The organism is Amycolatopsis cynarae (genome assembly GCF_026802195.1).
Lineage (GTDB): Bacteria > Actinomycetota > Actinomycetes > Mycobacteriales > Pseudonocardiaceae > Amycolatopsis_E > Amycolatopsis_E rhizosphaerae.
The window spans coordinates 3,064,710-3,082,012 of sequence record NZ_CP113836.1; the positions used below are offsets into that span (position 1 = coordinate 3,064,710).

The 17,303-nt window shown below is 71.0% G+C and carries 20 protein-coding genes; 8 read left to right on the forward strand and 12 right to left on the reverse strand.

Annotated features, from left to right (window positions below; translation table 11 throughout):
* Window positions 1-23: 23 nt before the first annotated feature.
* From gap to ORV05_RS14630, 5 genes are all read right to left on the reverse strand, one after another.
* The gene (gene gap / locus ORV05_RS14610) at window positions 24-1,052 is read right to left on the reverse strand and encodes a type I glyceraldehyde-3-phosphate dehydrogenase (protein ID WP_268759032.1); all 1,029 of its coding nucleotides are present in this window, start codon (window positions 1,050-1,052) and stop codon (window positions 24-26) included.
* 115 nt (window positions 1,053-1,167) lie between these two features.
* Window positions 1,168-1,689: a GNAT family N-acetyltransferase gene (locus ORV05_RS14615; RefSeq protein WP_268759033.1), complete on the reverse strand. Its 522-nt coding sequence runs from the start codon at window positions 1,687-1,689 to the stop codon at window positions 1,168-1,170.
* A 30-nt stretch (window positions 1,690-1,719) separates the two neighbouring features.
* On the reverse strand, window positions 1,720-2,373 hold the full coding sequence (locus ORV05_RS14620; RefSeq protein ID WP_268759034.1) for a phosphoribosyltransferase: 654 nt from the start codon (window positions 2,371-2,373) through the stop codon (window positions 1,720-1,722).
* A gap of 93 nt (window positions 2,374-2,466) precedes the next feature.
* Window positions 2,467-3,120, reverse strand: a complete 654-nt coding sequence (gene phoU / locus ORV05_RS14625) for a phosphate signaling complex protein PhoU (protein ID WP_268759035.1) — start codon at window positions 3,118-3,120, stop codon at window positions 2,467-2,469.
* 30 nt (window positions 3,121-3,150) lie between these two features.
* The gene (locus tag ORV05_RS14630; RefSeq protein ID WP_268759036.1) at window positions 3,151-3,471 is read right to left on the reverse strand and encodes a PLD nuclease N-terminal domain-containing protein; all 321 of its coding nucleotides are present in this window, start codon (window positions 3,469-3,471) and stop codon (window positions 3,151-3,153) included.
* A 63-nt stretch (window positions 3,472-3,534) separates the two neighbouring features.
* Here ORV05_RS14630 and ORV05_RS14635 point away from each other — a divergent pair, with 63 nt between their 5' ends.
* Both ORV05_RS14635 and ORV05_RS14640 read left to right on the forward strand, forming a co-directional pair.
* On the forward strand, window positions 3,535-3,957 hold the full coding sequence (locus tag ORV05_RS14635) for a hypothetical protein (protein WP_268759037.1): 423 nt from the start codon (window positions 3,535-3,537) through the stop codon (window positions 3,955-3,957).
* Complete coding sequence (locus tag ORV05_RS14640; protein ID WP_268759038.1) at window positions 3,957-4,598, forward strand: CBS domain-containing protein; 642 nt, start codon at window positions 3,957-3,959, stop codon at window positions 4,596-4,598. The genes ORV05_RS14635 and ORV05_RS14640 overlap by 1 nt, the downstream gene beginning before the upstream one ends.
* Window positions 4,599-4,705: 107 nt before the next feature.
* Here ORV05_RS14640 and ORV05_RS14645 read toward each other — a convergent pair whose 3' ends face one another.
* From ORV05_RS14645 to ftsH, 3 genes are all read right to left on the reverse strand, one after another.
* Window positions 4,706-4,987, reverse strand: coding sequence for a dsRBD fold-containing protein (locus tag ORV05_RS14645; RefSeq protein ID WP_268759039.1), 282 nt, complete (start codon window positions 4,985-4,987; stop codon window positions 4,706-4,708).
* A gap of 82 nt (window positions 4,988-5,069) precedes the next feature.
* Entirely contained in the window at window positions 5,070-6,488 is a 1,419-nt protein-coding gene (locus ORV05_RS14650; protein ID WP_268759040.1) for a wax ester/triacylglycerol synthase family O-acyltransferase, read from the reverse strand.
* 27 nt (window positions 6,489-6,515) lie between these two features.
* The gene (gene ftsH, locus ORV05_RS14655) at window positions 6,516-8,453 is read right to left on the reverse strand and encodes an ATP-dependent zinc metalloprotease FtsH (protein WP_268759041.1); all 1,938 of its coding nucleotides are present in this window, start codon (window positions 8,451-8,453) and stop codon (window positions 6,516-6,518) included.
* Window positions 8,454-8,629: 176 nt separating this feature from the next.
* Between ftsH and ORV05_RS14660 the strand changes: the two genes are divergently transcribed.
* Window positions 8,630-9,187 carry a CBS domain-containing protein gene (locus tag ORV05_RS14660; RefSeq protein ID WP_268759042.1) on the forward strand — a complete coding sequence of 186 codons (558 nt, stop codon included), beginning with the start codon at window positions 8,630-8,632 and terminating at the stop codon, window positions 9,185-9,187.
* Window positions 9,188-9,353: 166 nt separating this feature from the next.
* Here ORV05_RS14660 and ORV05_RS14665 read toward each other — a convergent pair whose 3' ends face one another.
* Window positions 9,354-10,358 (reverse strand): Acg family FMN-binding oxidoreductase, encoded by a 1,005-nt coding sequence (locus ORV05_RS14665; protein WP_268759043.1) that lies wholly within the window; start codon window positions 10,356-10,358, stop codon window positions 9,354-9,356.
* Window positions 10,359-10,595: 237 nt separating this feature from the next.
* Here ORV05_RS14665 and ORV05_RS14670 point away from each other — a divergent pair, with 237 nt between their 5' ends.
* The gene (locus ORV05_RS14670; RefSeq protein ID WP_268759044.1) at window positions 10,596-12,011 is read left to right on the forward strand and encodes a DUF4389 domain-containing protein; all 1,416 of its coding nucleotides are present in this window, start codon (window positions 10,596-10,598) and stop codon (window positions 12,009-12,011) included.
* Here ORV05_RS14670 and ORV05_RS14675 read toward each other — a convergent pair.
* Window positions 11,988-12,578, reverse strand: coding sequence for a DinB family protein (locus ORV05_RS14675; protein ID WP_268759045.1), 591 nt, complete (start codon window positions 12,576-12,578; stop codon window positions 11,988-11,990). The genes ORV05_RS14670 and ORV05_RS14675 overlap by 24 nt on opposite strands.
* Before the next feature lie 129 nt (window positions 12,579-12,707).
* Between ORV05_RS14675 and ORV05_RS14680 the strand changes: the two genes are divergently transcribed.
* Window positions 12,708-13,229 (forward strand): flavodoxin family protein, encoded by a 522-nt coding sequence (locus ORV05_RS14680; RefSeq protein WP_268759046.1) that lies wholly within the window; start codon window positions 12,708-12,710, stop codon window positions 13,227-13,229.
* A gap of 106 nt (window positions 13,230-13,335) precedes the next feature.
* Here the strand turns inward: ORV05_RS14680 and ORV05_RS14685 are convergent, their stop codons facing one another.
* Complete coding sequence (locus tag ORV05_RS14685) at window positions 13,336-14,076, reverse strand: CPBP family glutamic-type intramembrane protease (RefSeq protein WP_268759047.1); 741 nt, start codon at window positions 14,074-14,076, stop codon at window positions 13,336-13,338.
* 37 nt (window positions 14,077-14,113) lie between these two features.
* Between ORV05_RS14685 and ORV05_RS14690 the strand changes: the two genes are divergently transcribed.
* The 3 genes from ORV05_RS14690 to ORV05_RS14700 are packed head-to-tail and all read left to right on the forward strand — an operon-like array spanning window position 14,114 to window position 16,880.
* Window positions 14,114-15,328: an acyltransferase family protein gene (locus tag ORV05_RS14690; protein ID WP_268759048.1), complete on the forward strand. Its 1,215-nt coding sequence runs from the start codon at window positions 14,114-14,116 to the stop codon at window positions 15,326-15,328.
* Between the two features lie 33 nt (window positions 15,329-15,361).
* Complete coding sequence (locus ORV05_RS14695) at window positions 15,362-15,955, forward strand: Rv1733c family protein (RefSeq protein ID WP_268759049.1); 594 nt, start codon at window positions 15,362-15,364, stop codon at window positions 15,953-15,955.
* A 34-nt stretch (window positions 15,956-15,989) separates the two neighbouring features.
* Window positions 15,990-16,880, forward strand: coding sequence for a universal stress protein (locus ORV05_RS14700; RefSeq protein WP_268759050.1), 891 nt, complete (start codon window positions 15,990-15,992; stop codon window positions 16,878-16,880).
* A gap of 77 nt (window positions 16,881-16,957) precedes the next feature.
* Here the strand turns inward: ORV05_RS14700 and ORV05_RS14705 are convergent, their stop codons facing one another.
* On the reverse strand, window positions 16,958-17,290 hold the full coding sequence (locus tag ORV05_RS14705) for an ArsR/SmtB family transcription factor (protein WP_268759051.1): 333 nt from the start codon (window positions 17,288-17,290) through the stop codon (window positions 16,958-16,960).
* Between the last annotated feature and the right edge of the window lie 13 nt (window positions 17,291-17,303).

Sequence of the window (17,303 nt, forward strand, 5' to 3'; positions counted from 1 at the left end):
CACAGGTCATGCCTTCACGATGGCTACAGCTGGTAGCTGGCGATGAGTTCGACGAGGTCGAGGGTGCGGTGGGCGTAGCCCCATTCGTTGTCGTACCAGCCGAAGATCTTGACCAGGTCGTCTTCCGCTCTGGTGAGGCTCGCGTCGAACACGCAGGAGGCGGGGTTGCCGATGATGTCGCGGGAGACGATGGGGTCTTCGGTGTAGCGGAGGACGGGTTTGAGGCAGCCGGCGGCGGCGTCGGCGAAGGCGCGGTTGACCTGTCCGCTGGTGACGGGCATGTCGAGGGTGGCGGAGAGGTCGGTGAGCGAGCCGTCCTCGAGGGGGACGCGCACGGCGATGCCGTCGAGTTTCCCGGCCAGTTCCGGGATGACCTCGCCGAGGGTGCGGGCGGCGCCGGTGCCGGTGGGGATGAGGTTGACCGCCGCGGAGCGGGCCCGCCGCAGGTCCTGGTGGGGGCCGTCGAGCAGGGACTGGTCGTTGGTGTAGCTGTGCATGGTGGTGACGAGGCCGCGGCGGAGGCCGAAGGCGCGGTGCAGTACGGAGACCATCGGGGCCAGGCAGTGGGTGGTGCAGGAGGCGTTGGAGACGATGTGGTGGTTCTCCGGGTCGTAGACGTCGTCGTTGATGCCCATGACGATGGTGGCGTCGGCGTTCTTGGCGGGGGCGGTGATGACGACCTTGCCCGCTCCGGCGTCGAGGTGGGCGGCGGCGGCTTCGCGGGTGCGGAACCGGCCGGTGGCTTCGATGACGATGTCGGCGTTGAGTGCCGCCCAGGGGATCCGGGCGGGGTCTGCGATCTTGGTGACGTGGATGAGGTGGGGTCCGGCCGCGATGGTGGCTGCGCTCTCGCCCTTGCCCTCGTGGACGCGGACCGGGAGGTCCAGCGGGCCGTGGGTGGAGTCGTAGCGCAGGAGGTGGGCGAGGGTCGCGGTGGGGGCCAGGTCGTTGACGGCGACCACTTCGACCTTGCTGCCCGCCTGGTCGAGTGCGCAGCGCAGGACGTGGCGCCCGATCCTGCCCAAGCCGTTGATTCCCACGCGTACCGGCATTGTCGGCTCCTCACTGGCGTTTCCCCGTCGATGGTGGTGGCCGGGGCGGGGCGGGCGTAGGGGACTTCGGGGTTGGCGGTAGTGACTTCCGGCCTCGATCTTGGTCGGGGTGGGTTCAGGTGAGCCGGATGGTGGCTTCGGCGATTCCCTCGGCGATGGTGGTGTGCCCGTGGACCTCGTCGAGGAGGTCGGCGACGGCGCGGTTGTCGGCGAGGTAGACGGCGGTGAACAGGGTGAAGCCGCGGGCGAGTGCGGCTTCGGCGAGCATCCGGATCAGGGCGCTGCCGAGCCCGGCGCGCCGCCATTGGGGTTCGACGGCGAGGGCGACTTCGGCGACGCCGGGTTCGCCGGTGGCTTCGTAGCGGGCGAGGGCGACGCCGTGGCCGTCGGGGTCGCTGGCGACGAGGGCGAACCGGTTGACGTAGTCGAGTTCGGTCAGGTGGCGCAGGAGTTCCGGGGTGACGTGCGGGGGTGCGCCGCAGAAGCGTGCGTGGAGGGTTTGCGGGTCGGCGTCGCGCAGCGCTTCGGCGAGGCGGCCGGTGTCGTCGGGGGTGAGCGGTGCGATGGTGACGTCGCGGCCGTCGCGCAGGTGGAGTGTGCGGCGGAATTCCTCGGGAGGGACACCTGGTTCGCCCATTTCGCTTCCGTTCCCGCGTGGCGCACGGGATCAGCCACCGGCAGGGGTGGACAGGGCCGCGTCGCGGAGGAGGCCGAGCACGTCGGCGTCGCAGACGGGTGGGAAGTCCTGGTAGCAGCGGCCGATCGAAGGGAGCCGTTTCACGATCTCCAGCACGACGATCTGGTCGGCGAGACCGGTGAGGGTGGCCAGCGCGGGTTCGGCGGCGACGGGGGCGGCGACGAGGATGCGGGCGGCGCCGCGCGCGTGCAGGACCCGGATGGCGGCGCGCATGGTGGCGCCGGTGGCGATTCCGTCGTCGACGAGTACGGCGGTGCGTCGTGCGACGGGCTGGGCCCGGCGGGCGGGCCGGTAGAGCGCGGCGCGCCGGGCGAGGCCGGCGCGGGCGGTTTCCAGTGCCCGTTCGAAGGTTGCCGGGCTGGGTTGGGCGTGCCGCATCACTTCGGGGTTGCCGACCACGACGGCGCCTTCCCCGATCGCGCCGAGCGCCAGTTCGTCGTGGCCGGGCACGCTGATCTTGCGGACCAGCAGGACGTCGAGCGGTGCCTGCAGGGTTTCGGCGATCGCGGACGCGACCACGACGCCGCCCCGGGGCAGGCCCAGCACGACGGGGTGGGCTTCCTGCAGGAAGGCCAGGCGTGCGGCGAGGGCCTGCCCCGCGCTCGTGCGGTCCACCAGCACCATCGTTTCGCTCCCTCACCGTTTTCCGGGGTGCCTCAAGGCCACCATGACTGGTGGCGTGGGGTGCCGGGCAGGGCCGAAGGTCACCGGTGCCGGTCAGGTGCGGGCGGGCTGGGGCGGGACTCCGGCGAGGAAGGCGACGCGTTTGGCGAGGGACACCGCATGGTCGCCGAACCGTTGGTAGTAGCGCCCGAGCAGGGCCAGGTCCATGGCGGTGTCCAGGTTGGGGCGGGGGACGCCGTGGGTGACCTGGCGGCGCAGCATGGCCTCCAGATGGTCCATTTCGTCGTCGTCGTGTTCTATCCGGGTGAGGGCGGTGGCGTCTCCGGCCGCCATCGCCTGCCGTGCCCTGGCGGCCATGCGGCGGGCGACCTCGCCCATGGTGGCGACGGTCGGTTGCAGTGTTTCGGGGACCACCTGGTCCGGGTGCCGCAGTTCGACGAGTTCGGCGACGTGGCGGGCCATCGCGCCCATCCGGTCCAGGTCCGAGCTCATCCGCAGTCCGGCCACGATGGTGCGGAGCTCGCCGGCGACCGGTTGCTGGCGGGCGAGCAGGGTGACGGCTTCGGCGTCGAGCAGGTGGTGCAGTTTGGTGATGGCGCCTTCGTCCGCGGTCACCTTGCGGGCCAGCGAAAGGTCGTTGTCCAGCAGTGCACTGGTCGCCTGTCCCAGTGCCGTTTCGGCGAGCCGGGCCAGGTCGCCGAGGCGGGCGCCGAACCGGGCCAGTTCTTCGTGATAGGCCGTGCGCATGTTCTTCTCCTCGCTCGAAGGGCCGGCCGCTCAGGGCAGGGGTGCCGCCGGTTCGAGCAGCTGCGCCGACTGCTTGCGGCCGAAGCGCAGGTAGGCCAGCGGGCCGAAGAAGTTGATCCCGATGACGAAGGCCCACACCGCTTTGGAGCCGCGGACGGCGTCTGCCGGGCGGCGCGAGAGGTCCCACCAGGCGGTCCCGGCGAGGCCGAACTGCAGCGCGGCGGCAGCGGCCAGCGCGGTGCGCTGGGGGCGGCTGAGCTCGGACCACTTCTTCTTGCAGGCCATGGCCTTCCTTTCCTCGTTGATCTCCTCCAGCCTGGCATCGGGGGCGGTGCTTGCCGAAGGGCCCAAGGTCGCACCCGGTGGGGACGTGCTGCCCTGTCCGCTGGTGGGGGTGGGGCCGACGATCGGCCTATGACCAGGACCGATTGGCGCCGGAGCCTGTTGCGCACCGGGCAGCCGGCGCGCAGGCGGCCCGGGTTGGCGGTGGTGACGGCGCTGATCGCGGTGCTGGCCTACGGTGGGGCGGTCGGGCTGATCAGTGGGATGCTCGATCTCGGGGACGAGATCGAGGCGCGGCTTCCGTTCCGCAGCCCGGTGTTCGGGGGTGCGGCGCTGGCGGTGGTGGTCGGTGTGCCGATGACGGTGGCGGCGTGGCTGGCCGCCAGGCGCGATACGCGTTCCAGTATCGCGGCGGTGATCGCGGGCAGTCTGCTGGTCGGGTGGATCGCGGTGGAGATCGGGTTCGTGCAGAGCTACAGCTGGATCCAGCCGGTGTTCGCCTTCGCGGGGCTGGGCGTCGCCTATGCCGGTATGCGGGATTTCGGGAGTGCGTGATGCGGCGCCTGCTGGTGCGGGACGTGATGACCACCGATGTGCGGTCGGTGCGTCGCGGCACCCCGTTCAAGGACATCGCGGTGATGCTGGCGGAGCGGCGGATCGGTGCCGTGCCGGTGGTGGACGACGAGCGCACGGTGGTCGGGGTGGTTTCCGAGGCGGATCTGCTGGATCGGGAACTGGTGCCGCATCGGTGGTGGGAATGGCGGCGCCGCCGGGTTCGTGATGGTGGGGTGGCGGGGGAGCTGATGACGCAGCCGCCGGTCACGATCGGGGCGGAGGATTCCCTTGTGGAGGGTGCGCGGCGGATGGCGCGCGAACACGTCAAGCAGTTGCCGGTGGTGGACCGCTACGGCAAGCTCGTCGGCATCGTCAGCCGCTCGGATCTGTTGCGCATCTTCGTCCGCACCGACGAGGAGTTACGTGAGGAGGTCGTGCACGACGTGTTCGGGCGGGTGCTGTGGCTTCCCGAGGAGCGGGCCAGGCCGTTGGTGGCGGTGGCGGACGGGGTGGTCACGCTGACCGGTGAGCTGGAGCGCGCGAGCCTGGTGCCGATCGCGGTGGCGCTGACCCGCCGGGTGCCCGGGGTGATCGACGTGGTCGACCGGCTGACCTTCGCCACCGACGACACCGCGCCGTGACGGGCCGGCGCGCGAGTCCCACACTGGGACCGGGGTGGGATGCCCTGAAGGTGGCCTTCAGGGTCATAAACGCCCTCAAGGCCACCTTCAGGGCACGTAGTTCCGGGTCAGCTGGCGCGGGCCTGTGTGGGGATGTAGACGCGGGTTTCGGCGTCGGATTCGATGTCGGCGGCGACGGCCTCGAGCAGTTCCTCGGTCAGGTCGGAGAAGGCGCGGGCGATCGCCAGTTCCGCGGCGATGCCGGGCAGGTGTACTCCGCGGGCGCCGCCGCGGACGAGGCCTATTCCGACGAAGGAGCCGCCCTCGATGCCGAGCTGTACCCGGGCGCGGGTTGTGCCGTTGTTCTCGTCGAGTGCGATGTCCACTGTCCACTTCGCCGGTTGTGCCATGAGCTCAGACTCCCTTATTTCGCTCTGCGGCACCCAGTTTCCCCCGTTTGGGGTCTGGTGCCCTAGAGCCGAAGGGCCTTCGTCAGTGGGACGAATTCCGTTTCGGAACGACCGTTTTCTTCTTCTTGGTGCGGGCGGTCCTGGACAGGGTGGTGAGGTCGCGTTCGATCGCGGCGGACATCAGGCCCGGTTCCGGGGCGGTGCCGGCGTCGGCGGTGATGCCGAAGGACATCCGGTCCCGGTAGGTCAGCACCGCCACGCCGGTTCGCAGGCGCATCGCGATGGGCACGTACGGGTAGAGGTCGGTGACCTCCCGGCCGAGGACGGACAGGGTGTGCCGGGGGCCGGGCACGTTGGTCGCCACCGACACCACGTTGCGGTGCGGGAGGCGGGCCGCCGCGCGGATCGTCCAGGCGAGGGGGGCGTAGGGCCCGTACCGGGCCGAGGTCGTCACGGCGACGCCGGCTTCGGCCTCGCGGTGCCCCTTCAGTTCCGCCAGGCGCCGGTGCACCGTGACCAGCCGCAGCGCGGGGTCGGCGACATCGACCGGCAGCAGTGGCAGCATCAGCGACACCTGGTTGTCCATCCGGCCGATTTCCACCTCACGGCGGACCGAGACCGGCACCAGGGTGCGCACGCTGTCGGCGGCCGGTTCTTCACCCCGGCTCAGCAGCAGTTCCCGGTAGGCGGCGGTGATCGCGGCGAGTACCACGTCGTTCACCGTGACGTCGAACGCCTTGGCGATGGCCACCACCTTGGGCAGCGAAGCGTGCGCGAGTTCGTAGCGCCGCATGCGGCCGATCGGGCCGGACAGCGACGACGGGCTCACCGGGATCACCGCCCGCATCAGCGCTTCCAGCCCCTGGGACGCCTCGGTCACCCGCCCGGCCAGTGCGCGGGGTTTGGTGAGCGCACCGAACGCGGCCCTCAGCGTCGTCAGCGGGCCGACGACCATGTCGCGCAGAGCGGCCGCGAGCAGCGGCATCCTGCCCGGGGACGGTTCGGCCGGGCGCAGCGGAGGCGGGGGCCGGTCCTGCTCGCGGAAGAACACCTCGTGCAGTGTGTTGCCCGAGACCCCGTCGGCCAGGCAGTGGTGCACCTTGGACAGGATGGCCCACCGGCCCCCGGTCAGGCCCTCGATCACCCAGCACTCCCACAGCGGGCGGTCGCGGTCGAGCCGCTGGGCCATCAGCATCCCCACCAGTTCGCACAACCCGGCCTCGTCGCCGGGCTCGGGCACCGCCACCCGGTGGAACTGCCGTGCCGGATCGAAGTCCGGGTCGTCCACCCACGACGGCGTCCCTAGATCCAGCGGTACCCGGTGGATCTTCTGCCGGTAGCGCGGGATGAGGGGCAGCCGGGCGGTGAACTCGGCGACGAGTTCCTGCTGCGAGGGGGCCGGCCCTTCCGCCACGGCCACCGAAGCGATGGCCAGCACGACGGCGGGGTCGGCGTCTTCGATCTCCAGGAAGGCCGCATCGAGAGGATTCAACGGTTCCACGACGTCTCCTCGTCCCCGCCTCGACGCTCAGGCGGTGGGGTTTCCCGGCGAGTCCGCCACCAGCACGGCCGGCGCGCCCCGGCGGACACCCAGCGCGGGCGTCTCGTGCCGCAATGCCTCCAGCACCGCGCCGCCGTCGACGGTCTCGTGTTCCATCAGCTGTCCGGCCAGCCATTCCAGTGCGTCCCGGTGGTCCCGCAGCAGCCGCACCGCGCGCGCCTCGGCTTCCCGCAGCAGCCGGGCCACTTCCTGGTCCACGATCCGCTGGGTTTCCTCCGAGTAGCGGTGCATCGCTTCCTTCGGCGCGCCCGGGAGGTACACCGCGTCGCCCGCGGGGTAGCCGATCGGCCCCAGCTCGGGGGAAAGCCCGAACTCGGTGACCATCTTGGTGGCCAGGTCCGTGGCGCCCGACAGGTCGTTGGACGCCCCGGTGGACCCCTGCTCGAACACCACCAGTTCGGCCGCCCGCCCGCCGAGACGCACCGCGAGCAGGTCGTTGAGGTAGGCCTCGCTGTAGAGGTGCCGTTCGGCCTCGGGCAGCTGTTCGGTCGCGCCGAGCGCCATGCCCGCGGGCAGGATGGTCACCTTCGCCACCGGATCGGCGTGCTCGCACAGCGCGGCGACCAGGGCGTGCCCGGACTCGTGCACGGCCACCGAGTGCCGTTCCTCCGGCAGCAGCGCGTTGGAGGTATCCCGGCGGCCGAGCAGTACCCGGTCCCGGGCCGCGCCCAGGTCGGCCGCGGTGATCGTGGTCCGGCCCGCGCGCACCGCGTTGATCGCGCCCTCGTTGACCAGGTTGGCCAGGTCCGCACCGGAGAAGCCCGGGGTGCCGCGGGCGATCACGTCCACGTCCACGTCCGGGGCGAGGTGCTTGTTCGCCACGTGCACGCCGAGGATCGCGGCGCGCTCGGCCTGGTTGGGCAGCGGCACGGTGACCTGGCGGTCGAACCGTCCCGGCCGCAGCAGCGCCGCGTCCAGCGTCTCGGGGCGGTTCGTGGCGGCCAGCACCACGATCCCGCTGCTCTGGTCGAAGCCGTCCATTTCGGACAGGAGCTGGTTGAGGGTCTGCTCCCGCTCGTCGTGGCCGCCGATCCCGCCGATCCCGCGGCGGCTGCCCACCGCGTCGATCTCGTCGATGAAGATGATCGACGGGGCCCGGTCGCGGGCCTCGGTGAACAGGTCCCGCACCCGCGAGGCTCCGACACCGACGAACATCTCCACGAACGCCGATCCCGTCACCGACAGGAACGGCACGCTCGCCTCCCCGGCCACCGCGCGGGCCAGCAGTGTCTTGCCGGTCCCCGGCGGGCCCACCATGATCACCCCGCGGGGGCCCTTGGCACCGGCCGCGGCGTAGCGGGCCGGGTCGCGCAGGAAGTCCACGATCTCGCTGACCTCCTGTTTGACCCCTTCGTAGCCCGCCACGTCGGCGAAGCGGGTGGTCGGCCGCTCCGCTTCGATGATCTTCGCCTTCGAGCGCCCGAAGCCGCCGAGGCCGCCCGCGAGCGACCGCTGCGCGGCCCGGCCGGTCCAGGCGAAGAAGGCGATGATGAGCACCAGCGGCAGCAGGCTGAACAGCACGGTCAGCCACCCCGAACTCGACGAGCTGACCTTGCCGGTGATCTGCACGTCCTTGGTCTGCAACTGCTGTTCCAGTTGGTTGTTGCCCAGTGCGGTGGGAATCTGGGTGGTGAACTGCGTGCCGTCCTTGAGCGTGCCGGACAGCGAGCCCTTGTCGTCCACGTCGACCGTCTTCACCTGGCCGGCATCCACTTTGGACAGGAAGTCGGTGTAGGAGTAGGACTGGGTGGTCGTCGAGCCGGTCAGGATGCTCGGCAGGAACAGCAGCACCATGGTGATCAGCAGGCCGAGCGGGAGCAGCCAGCTCCGCCAGGCCGGCGGCCGGGGCGGCTCCGGCTTCTTGATCGGATCCGGTGGCGGGCCCGACTTCGCCGCACGAGACATGTTCCGTTCCTTTCCCACACCTGTTTCGCCCGTCCAGCAAACCGTGTGCGCCGCCCATCCGGGGAGCGTCGAAAGTCCTCACCAGCGGTGTCCGAAGGCCCTGCGCAAGGCGCAGATCGGCTCCTAGCGTCGAGGTGCACCGGTACGGGGCCGCGCGCGTTTCGAGGAGCAGGACCATGGACGCAAGGGAAATCATGACCAGGCCGGTGGTGGCGGTGACGACCACGGCCACCGTACGGGAGGCGATCGCCCTGCTCGTCCAGCACGGCTTCGCCGCGCTTCCGGTGGTGGACGAGGAAGACCGGGTCGTGGGCATCTTCACCGAAGCCGACGCGCTCCGCGCCGACATCGGCGGGACGAACGGCAACCCCACCGTCGGCTCCGTGATGACCGCTCCGGTCGAGGTCGCCACCATGGACACCGACATCAGCCAGATCGCCCGGCACATGCTCAGCGACCGCCTCCGGTGCGTCCCCGTGGTCGACGACGGAGTGCTGGTCGGCGTGGTCAGCAGGCGTGACCTGCTGCGCCCGCTGGTCCGCCACGACGACGCGATCGCCGCGCAACTGCGCGCCCTGCTCACCGACTACGCGGGCCACCGCAGCCGCTGGTCGGTGGAGGTCGCCGGGGGAGTGGCCCACATCAGCGGCGACTTCTCCGACGAGGCCGAACGCCGCGTGGTCAACGCGCTGGCCAAGACCGTCCCCGGCGTCCACCACGCCGAAATCGGCTGACCCGCGAGGGCCAGGGGGCCGGGGCGGGATGCCCTCAAGGTCGCCTTCAGAGTCATCAACGCCCTCAAGGCCACCTTGAGGGCACCACCCTGGTCCCAGCAGAGGGGTCCCCTCACGGTCGTATTTGCTGTGAGGGGACCCCTCACGGCCCCGCCGAAGCGACAGGTCAGCGCTGGGGGTGGGCCGGTTCCTGCAGTGGTGCCAGCACCTCGGCCAGGTCCCGGCGCGGCGTGGCCGGTAGCGGGTCGGCGTTGACCGGCGCCCACCCGATCCGCAGCACCATCTGCGGGAAGTTGCCGTCGGTGACCTTCTCGCGCACCTCTTCCCGCGTGTCCTGGATTTCCAGCGCCTCGGTGAGCGGGCACGAGGCCAGCCCCAGCGCGGTCGCGGTGAGCAGCGCCGCGCTCGTCGCCTCGCCCGCCCGCAGCTGCGACATGCGGTCGTCGGAAGTGGTGGCCAGCACCAGCAGCACCGTCTCGTCGTCCTCACCCGCCGTATCCGGCGGTTGGGGCAGGCGGGGATCGGCGAACGGCCGGTCGGGCAGCGCGCCCGGCGTCGTGTCGGGGGCGGGCACGTTCGCGCTGGGCACCCCGTCCGGCGCGGCATCGCGGCCGCTCCACGCCGCCAGTTCCACCTGGTAGGCCGGATCGTGCGCATGCCGCCCCGCGGCCTCGCGGATCGCGCGCGCCAGGTGGTAGCGAGCCTGCCCCTCGGCGGCCCGCAGGATGATCCCCTCGGCGGCGGCCCGCTGCGCCATCAGCTCGACATCGCCCTCGGGCACCGGCCACGAGCTGTGCCGCCGCCGGTCCGTCCGCCGCCGCGGGATCGCCGCCGCCAGCGTGATGTCCTCCTGTGTGGGCTCGTGCCTGTGCAACTCCACGGCGGCGAGGTGGTTTTCGTCGTCGGGATTGGGCAGGCGGTGCACCTCGGTCCGCCAGCCCAGTGCGGCGAACCCGATCCGCAGGTGATGCAGTGCCGCGCCGCAGCTGAGGATCAGATCCCGGCCCCGGGGATCGGTTTCGGCCAGCCGCCGCTCCGGGTCGGCGTACAGGTGCACGGTGCGGCCACCGACGCGGAACAGCCACGGCTGCGTGTTGTGCACCGAAGGTGCGCGCACCGCCAGTTCGACCGCCGCGTGGACGGTGTACTCGTCGGGAAGTCCCCGTTCCATCGCAAAACCTGCCTCACCAGTCGTTTCCGGAACTCACCGCGGACGCCGGGCCCGCAGGGGAGCGCGATCGCCCGCGCCACCGAATCTGGCACCGGCTCACTCGGGCCGGGCAGGGCCGGAATGCCCCAGCACCGGGGACCTTCGTGCCTGGCCACCGGCCCCGGGCACCGCGCACGGTCGAATCACCCGGGCGCATCCGCCGGGTCACGTGGAGTTCGCCGGAAGGAGGCGGTCGAGGTGGGTTCCCCCGCGCCCTACCCAGTCCGGGTCGAGGCGTCCTTGGACCCGGCGGTGTCACGCTGGCTGTGGCTGGTGAAATGGCTTCTCGCCATCCCGCACTACTTCCTGCTGGCCTGGCTGTGGGTGGCGTTCTTCGTGCTCAGCATCGGGGCGTTCTTCGCGATCCTGGTCACCGGCCGGTATCCCCGGGGGATCTTCGACTTCAACGTCGGGGTGCTGCGATGGACCTGGCGGGTGCAGTACTACGCCTACTTCGCGCTCGGGACCGACCGCTATCCGCCCTTCACCCTGGCCGACGTCGCGGACTATCCCGCCCACCTGGACGTGACCTACCCCGAGCGGCTCTCCCGCGGGCTGGTGCTGGTCAAGTGGTGGCTGCTGGCCATCCCGCACTACATCGTCGCCGCGGTGTTCGTCGGCGGCGGCAGCTGGTTCACCTGGCAATACGGCAACACCGGCTTCGAGTGGGCCGCGGGCGGGCTGGTCGGCATCCTCGTCCTGGTCGCCGCGATCGTGTTGCTGTTCACCGGTTCCTATCCGAAGAGCATCTTCGACTTCGTTCTCGGCATGGACCGGTGGGTGTTCCGGGTCGCCGGATACGCGGGCCTGATGACCGACGCCTACCCGCCCTTCCGCTTGGACATGGGCGGCCAGGACCCGGCGGGCCCCCTCGCCCCCACCCAACCCCCGGCGCCACCAGGCACCGCGCACACCCCGCGGCCGCAGCACGGCTGGACCGGGGGGCGGGTCGCCTCGGTGATCGTCGGTGCCGTGCTGGCACTGGTGTCGGTCGGCCTGCTCACCGGCGGCTCCACCCTGCTGTGGGCCGACCGGGCCGGACGTGACGCGGACGGCTACCTCACCGTCTCCGACACCCTGATGGCCTCCGGTTACGCGGTGACCACGCAGCCGGTCGCGCTGCTGAACTGGACCCCCGGTGCCGGGGCCGGTGTCGGTGACGTGCGGGTGCGGGTCACCTCCGCCGATCCCGGCCGCGCGATCTTCGTCGGCATCGCACCCACCGGAGCCGTCGACCGCTATCTCGGCGGAGTGGACTACGCGGTGCTGCGGGACTCCTCGTCCGGGCACCTGACACTTCACCACGGCGGGCCCCCGGCCACACCTCCCGGCGGCGCCGGTATCTGGGTGGCCGCCGCCGGTGGAACCGGCACCCAGACCGTCACCGTGCCGCTGCGGGCCGGTGACTGGACCGTGGTCGTAATGAACGCCGACGCCGCCCCCGGCATCGACGCCCGCGCCGACGTCGGCGCCACCGCACCCGCGCTCGGCTGGATTTCCGCCGGGATCATCGCGCTCGGAGTGGTGCTGCTCGCCGGGGGCGTGGCGCTCATCGCGGTGCCCGTGCACCGGGTCTCGCGGGAGCCGCGGTCAGCAGGCCCGGCGCAGGTATAGGTCGCGCAGCAGCGCGATCTCCGCGCCGTGGTGCATGACCTCCCGGTTGACGTGCATGACCAGAGCCGCCATCGGGCGCTGCGCCAGCGGCCCCTCCACGGGGCCGCACGGCCGCGCCAGCCCGTCCTCGCCGAGTCTTCGCACACCTTCCAGCCAGCCGGCGTAGGCCTCGTCCAGCTGGGCCAGTGCGGTGGCGGCGTTGCCGGCGTAGGCGAACCCGCGGTAGTCCACCGGAGGGCCCCCGAAGTGGAGGGCCACCCGCATCCCGAGCACCCCGACCACAAGATGCGCGATCCGCCAGGCGATCGTGGTCACCGGCGGCGGGACCGGCGCCGGGTAGGCGAAGTCCACCACGAACTCGCCCGAGCCCAGCGCCAGTGGCGCGGTGCTCTCGTCCCGCGGCCGCACGTTCCAGCAGCCGGGAGAGGGTTCCCAGAAATACTCGTCGTCACCCAGACCCGTCAGCCGCGGCCGCAGTTGGTTCGTCCAATGCCAATCGAGCTGGTCGATGAGCTCGTCGTTCCACTCGACGGCCAATTCGCGCTCTCCGGCGCAGGTGGCGTTCACCCGCAAAATGTTAGGGCCTTACGGGTGAAAGAGGCGAGTCGCGCGAAGCGGTGACGTTCGGCTCTCACTCCGTCGAAGGAGTCACGCGCAGCGTGGAACGGTGAAACCGCGAATTCGAGGAGTCAGCAGATGCGCGCTGTCGTGATCTATGAGTCAATGTTCGGCGGGAGCGAGCGGATCGCCCGCGCGATGGGCGCGGGGCTCGCCCCGCACGCCGAGGTCGACGTGGTCAATGTGGACGATGCGCCGTCCCGGCTCGACGGGGTGGACCTGGTCGTCGTCGGCGGTCCCACGCACGCGTGGGGCATGAGCCGGGCCAGTACCCGCCAGAGTGCGCAGCGGCAGACGACACAGGAGATCCGTTCCCGCAACGGCATCCGGGACTGGCTGCGGTCACTTTCCGGGGCCCCCGCCGGTATCCGGGCGGTCGTCTTCGACACCCGGCTGGACAAACCGCGCTGGCTGACCGGTTCGGCCGCCCGTGGCGCCGCGAAACTGCTGCGCAGGCACGGATTCCCGTTGCTCGCCCCGCCGGAGAGTTTCTTCGCCACCCAGACCCCGGGTGAACTCCGCGCCGGAGAAGAGGACCGGGCCCGCAACTGGGCCGCCGTACTGGCCGCCAAGGCCACCGCGAGCGCCGGACGGCGCTGAACGGGCCGAAACCGGGGACAGTTGTGAAGCGGCGGAGCCGCTTGCGGTGGGCTGTCAGCTTGCACCGCCGCGGGTTCTCAGGCGGTTCCCGGGCAACCTGTCATGCTCAGTGCGCCAGTAGGAGCCAGGCGAACACCAGACCACCGGAATTGGTGGCCAGGTGGATCATCATCGGTGCCGCCAGGCCCCGCCCGGTGTGCCGCCACCAGTACAGGAACACCCCGGCCCCGGCCGCGGCGAGCATCGCCAGCAACGAAACCAACGCCAGTGGCAGCCCGCCGAAGGTCGCGTGCACCGCCGCGTTCTGCTCCAGGGCCAGCGACGGCAGCAGATGCCACAGGCCGAACAGCCCGGCCGCGCCCAGCACCGGGCCCCACCGCCACCGTTCGCCCGCGCCGAGCAACGCGGGCAGCACACCGCGGAAGGCGACCTCTTCCAGCAGTACGGTGCCCAGCGGGATCCGGATCAGCGCCAGCCACAGCAGCTGGCCGAACCCCGGAGAGCCGATCCGCCCGTCGTGGAAGAGGGTGCGCAGGGACGGCACCGCCATCGCGACACCGAAACCGAGCAGCACCACGGCGAACCCGGCCAGACCGAACAGGGCGGCCCGCCGGAAGTTGTCGCGGTCCAGCCCGATCGCGGCCGGGGAAAGCCCGGCTCCGCGCGCGAGCACGATCAGTGTCACCGCCGTCACCGCACCCGTGACGGGATAGGCCCAGCCGGGCAGGAAGCGGTTGGTCAGCACGGTGGACACCGCCAGCAGCAGAACGGCGGTGAGGACAACGGGAATTCGGCGACGCAAAGTGAGGACTTCCGGCCGTCGCGCGGGGGTGACTACAGCAGACATCGTGATTCCATTGTGCACCCCAGAAAGGACTGCGGCGATGAACACGAGCGGTCACGCCGCGCGGGAACCGTATGTGGACTTCCTCCGGGCGATCAGCCTCGTCGTCGTGGTCCTGTGGCACTGGGCGTTCACGATCCTTCGCTGGACACCGGAGGGGCCCCAGCCCACCAGTCCGCTCGGTTTCTTCTCCGGGCTCTGGGTGCTGACCTGGTTGTTGCAGGTCCTGCCGGTTTTCTTCTACGTCGGCGGCTACGTGCACATGGTCTCGTGGGAGCACGCGGAGGCCCGGGGCGAACGCATCGTTCCCTATCTGTGGCACCATCTGCGGCAACTCCTCGTGCCCGCGCTGGTACTCGTGGCGACCTGGGCGGTCCTCGGCACCATCCTCGGCGTCACCCTGGACCTGCACTGGATCCGCGGCGCTGTGATGCTCATCATCAGTCCGCTGTGGTTCCTCGGCGTGTACGTCGGGCTGATGCTGTTGCTGCCGGTGAGCCTGTGGCTGCACCGCAAATTCGACGTGCTCGTCCTGGTGTGGCTCGCCGGTATCGCGATGCTGGTGGACGTGCTGCGCCTGCGGTACGGGTACGACTGGGCGGGCTGGATCAACATGGCCGCCGTGTGGGGACTGGCCTACCAGTCCGGGTTCTTCTACCACCGCATCGTCGACGCCGCGCGCCGGGTCGACCTGGCGTTGCTGTGGGCCGGTCTGTTCGGCCTGATGGGGCTGGTGTTTTCCGGGGCGTATCCCGGTTCGATGGTCGGGGTGCCCGGGGACCGGTTGTCGAACATGGCACCTCCGACGTTCGTCATCGTGGCGCTGCTCGTCTTCCAGATCGGCTTCGCCGAGGTGTTTCGCCCGGTGATGGAACGCAAACTGGCGAAACCCCGGTGGCAGCAGGTCAACGGCCTGCTCAACCGCTACGCGTTGCCGCTGTTTCTCTTTCACACCACCGGAATGGCGCTCTTCCGCGCGATCGGCTACCTGGCGTTCGACCGGCGGATGACCTCCGACCGCGCCCCCGATCTCATCTGGTGGGCGGAACGGCCGCTGGCCGTGCTCGGGCCACTGCTGTTCACCATTCCGCTCATCGCACTGTTCGGGCGAAAAAAGCGGCCCCGCGACGGGGAAAGGGAAACGAAACCCGAAGTGGAGGGCGGAAAACGGGAACCGGAAGTGCGAACCGGGTCCTTCGGCGCGCCTCAGGTGACCATAGACCCTTCGGCCGCGGGCCGGAAAAAGCGACATTGATTACAGCGGAGGAACAGCGGAGGAGGTCCCGCCATGATCGCGCGATCGAACTGGCTGGTACGCCAGTTGCGCTGGATCCATCCGGGGCGCAACCCGCTCGTGCGGCCCTGGGACCGCATCGAAGCCGCGCTCGTACTCCTGGTACTCGTGCTCGCCGTCGCGGCCATCCCGTTCGCGGCGCTGCTCGGTGCCGAGCAACGGGAGCACGCGCTGGCCGATTCCGCCGAACAGCAGGCGACCCGCGTGCACACCGACGCGACCCTGCTCACCGCCGCACCCGACCCGGGTAACAGCGACGTCATCCCCGCCACCTCCCAGAAGGTGGTCGCCACCTGGCGGCTGGCCGACGGCAGTGTGCGCGTCGGCACCGTCGACGCCGCGCCAGGCACCCCAGCGGGCACCCCCGTTTCCGTCTGGCTCGACAGCACCGGCAACCTCACCGCACCCCCCACCACCGCCGGTAACGCCTTGAGTCTCGGCGTCGGCCTCGGCCTGCTGGTCTGGGCGGGCGCGGTCGCCGGGCTGTGCCTGCTGCTGGGACTGGCCCGCGGCCTCCTCAACCGGTTGCGCGCCGCGGCGTGGACCCGGGAATGGGCCCGCGTGGGCCGGGACCTCAACAGATTCTGACGCGAATTCCCGTCTCGTCGATGTGGAGCTTGTGATGATGTCCGATTCCGGCAGTCCCGTCGTCGTGGGGGTGGATGGTTCCGGTTCCGCGCTGGAGGCGGCCCGCTGGGCCGCCCGCGAGGCCACCCGGCTGGCGGTCCCGGTCCGCCTGGTGCACTCCTACACCGGCATCGGCCACCCGGGGCGGCAACTGACCCACGACCAGTTGCGGGAACACGGTGAGCTGCGCCTGCGCGCGGCCTGCACCGCCGTCCGCGAGTCGGCCCCGGGCGTCACGGTGGAAAAGGTGCTGCGGGAAGGCGACCCGCGCGTCGTGCTGCTCGACGAATCCCGCCGCGCGGCACTGGTCGTGCTCGGCTCCCGCGGGCTCAGCGGCGTCAGCAGGCTGATCATGGGCTCGGCGGGGCTGACCCTGGCCGTGCACGCGCGCTGCCCCGTCGTCGTGGTTCGCAGCCCCGGATACGACCGCGGCCCGGTCGTCGTCGGTGTCGACGGCTGGCCGGCCTGTGCCGCCGCCGTCCGCTTCGCCTTCACCGAGGCCGCCCGCTTCGGTGCCGGGCTGACCGCCGTGCGCACCTGGCACAACCCGGGGGTGGCCGGGCCGATGGCCGTCCACGAGGAGGAGCGCGCCCAGCTGATCCGGCAGCTTTCCCCGCTGGCACGGGAGTTTCCGCAGGTCCCGGTCGAGCACGTGGTGCTGCGCGGCCGTCCCGGCCGTACCCTGCTCGAGTTCGGGCGGCACGCGCGGATGCTGGTCGTCGGCACCCGCGGCCGCACCGGATTCGCGGGCCTGCTGCTGGGCTCCACCAGCCAGGCCGTGGTGCAGCAGGGAACCTGCCCGGTCGCCGTCGTCCGCTCCGAGGACTCCGACGACCGCACGGAACCCGCCGCCACCACCCCCGCCGGTGCCGCCGCCCCTGTCTGAGTCCCGCCTGCCGCGCCCCGGGTTCTCCCAACAAGACCAGGCCCTCCCCGGTGTTGCCGTAGCGGGGTTGATGACCTCTACGAGTTCGGATCCTGCGCAGGTGTGGCGTCGAGGATCGCGGGCAGGAGGCCGGGGAATCGTTTCTGTAGGTCGTCGACACGGAGACGACTTGGCCGGGTTCTTCCGGCGACCCGAGTCGTGACCACGCCCGCTTCCCGTAGAGCGTGGAGGTGGTGGGACACAGTCGATGCGTTGACTGGGACGTCCAGTGCCGCACAGGTGGACTCGCCGACCCGATTCAGTTCCCGCACGATCGTTAGACGGACGGGATCGGCGAGCGCGGCCAGGACTGCGCTCACCTCGATGTTCGCGAGGTTCGGCTGAGGCAGGAAGCTCATCTGGTCGTCCATGCGCCCATCATAC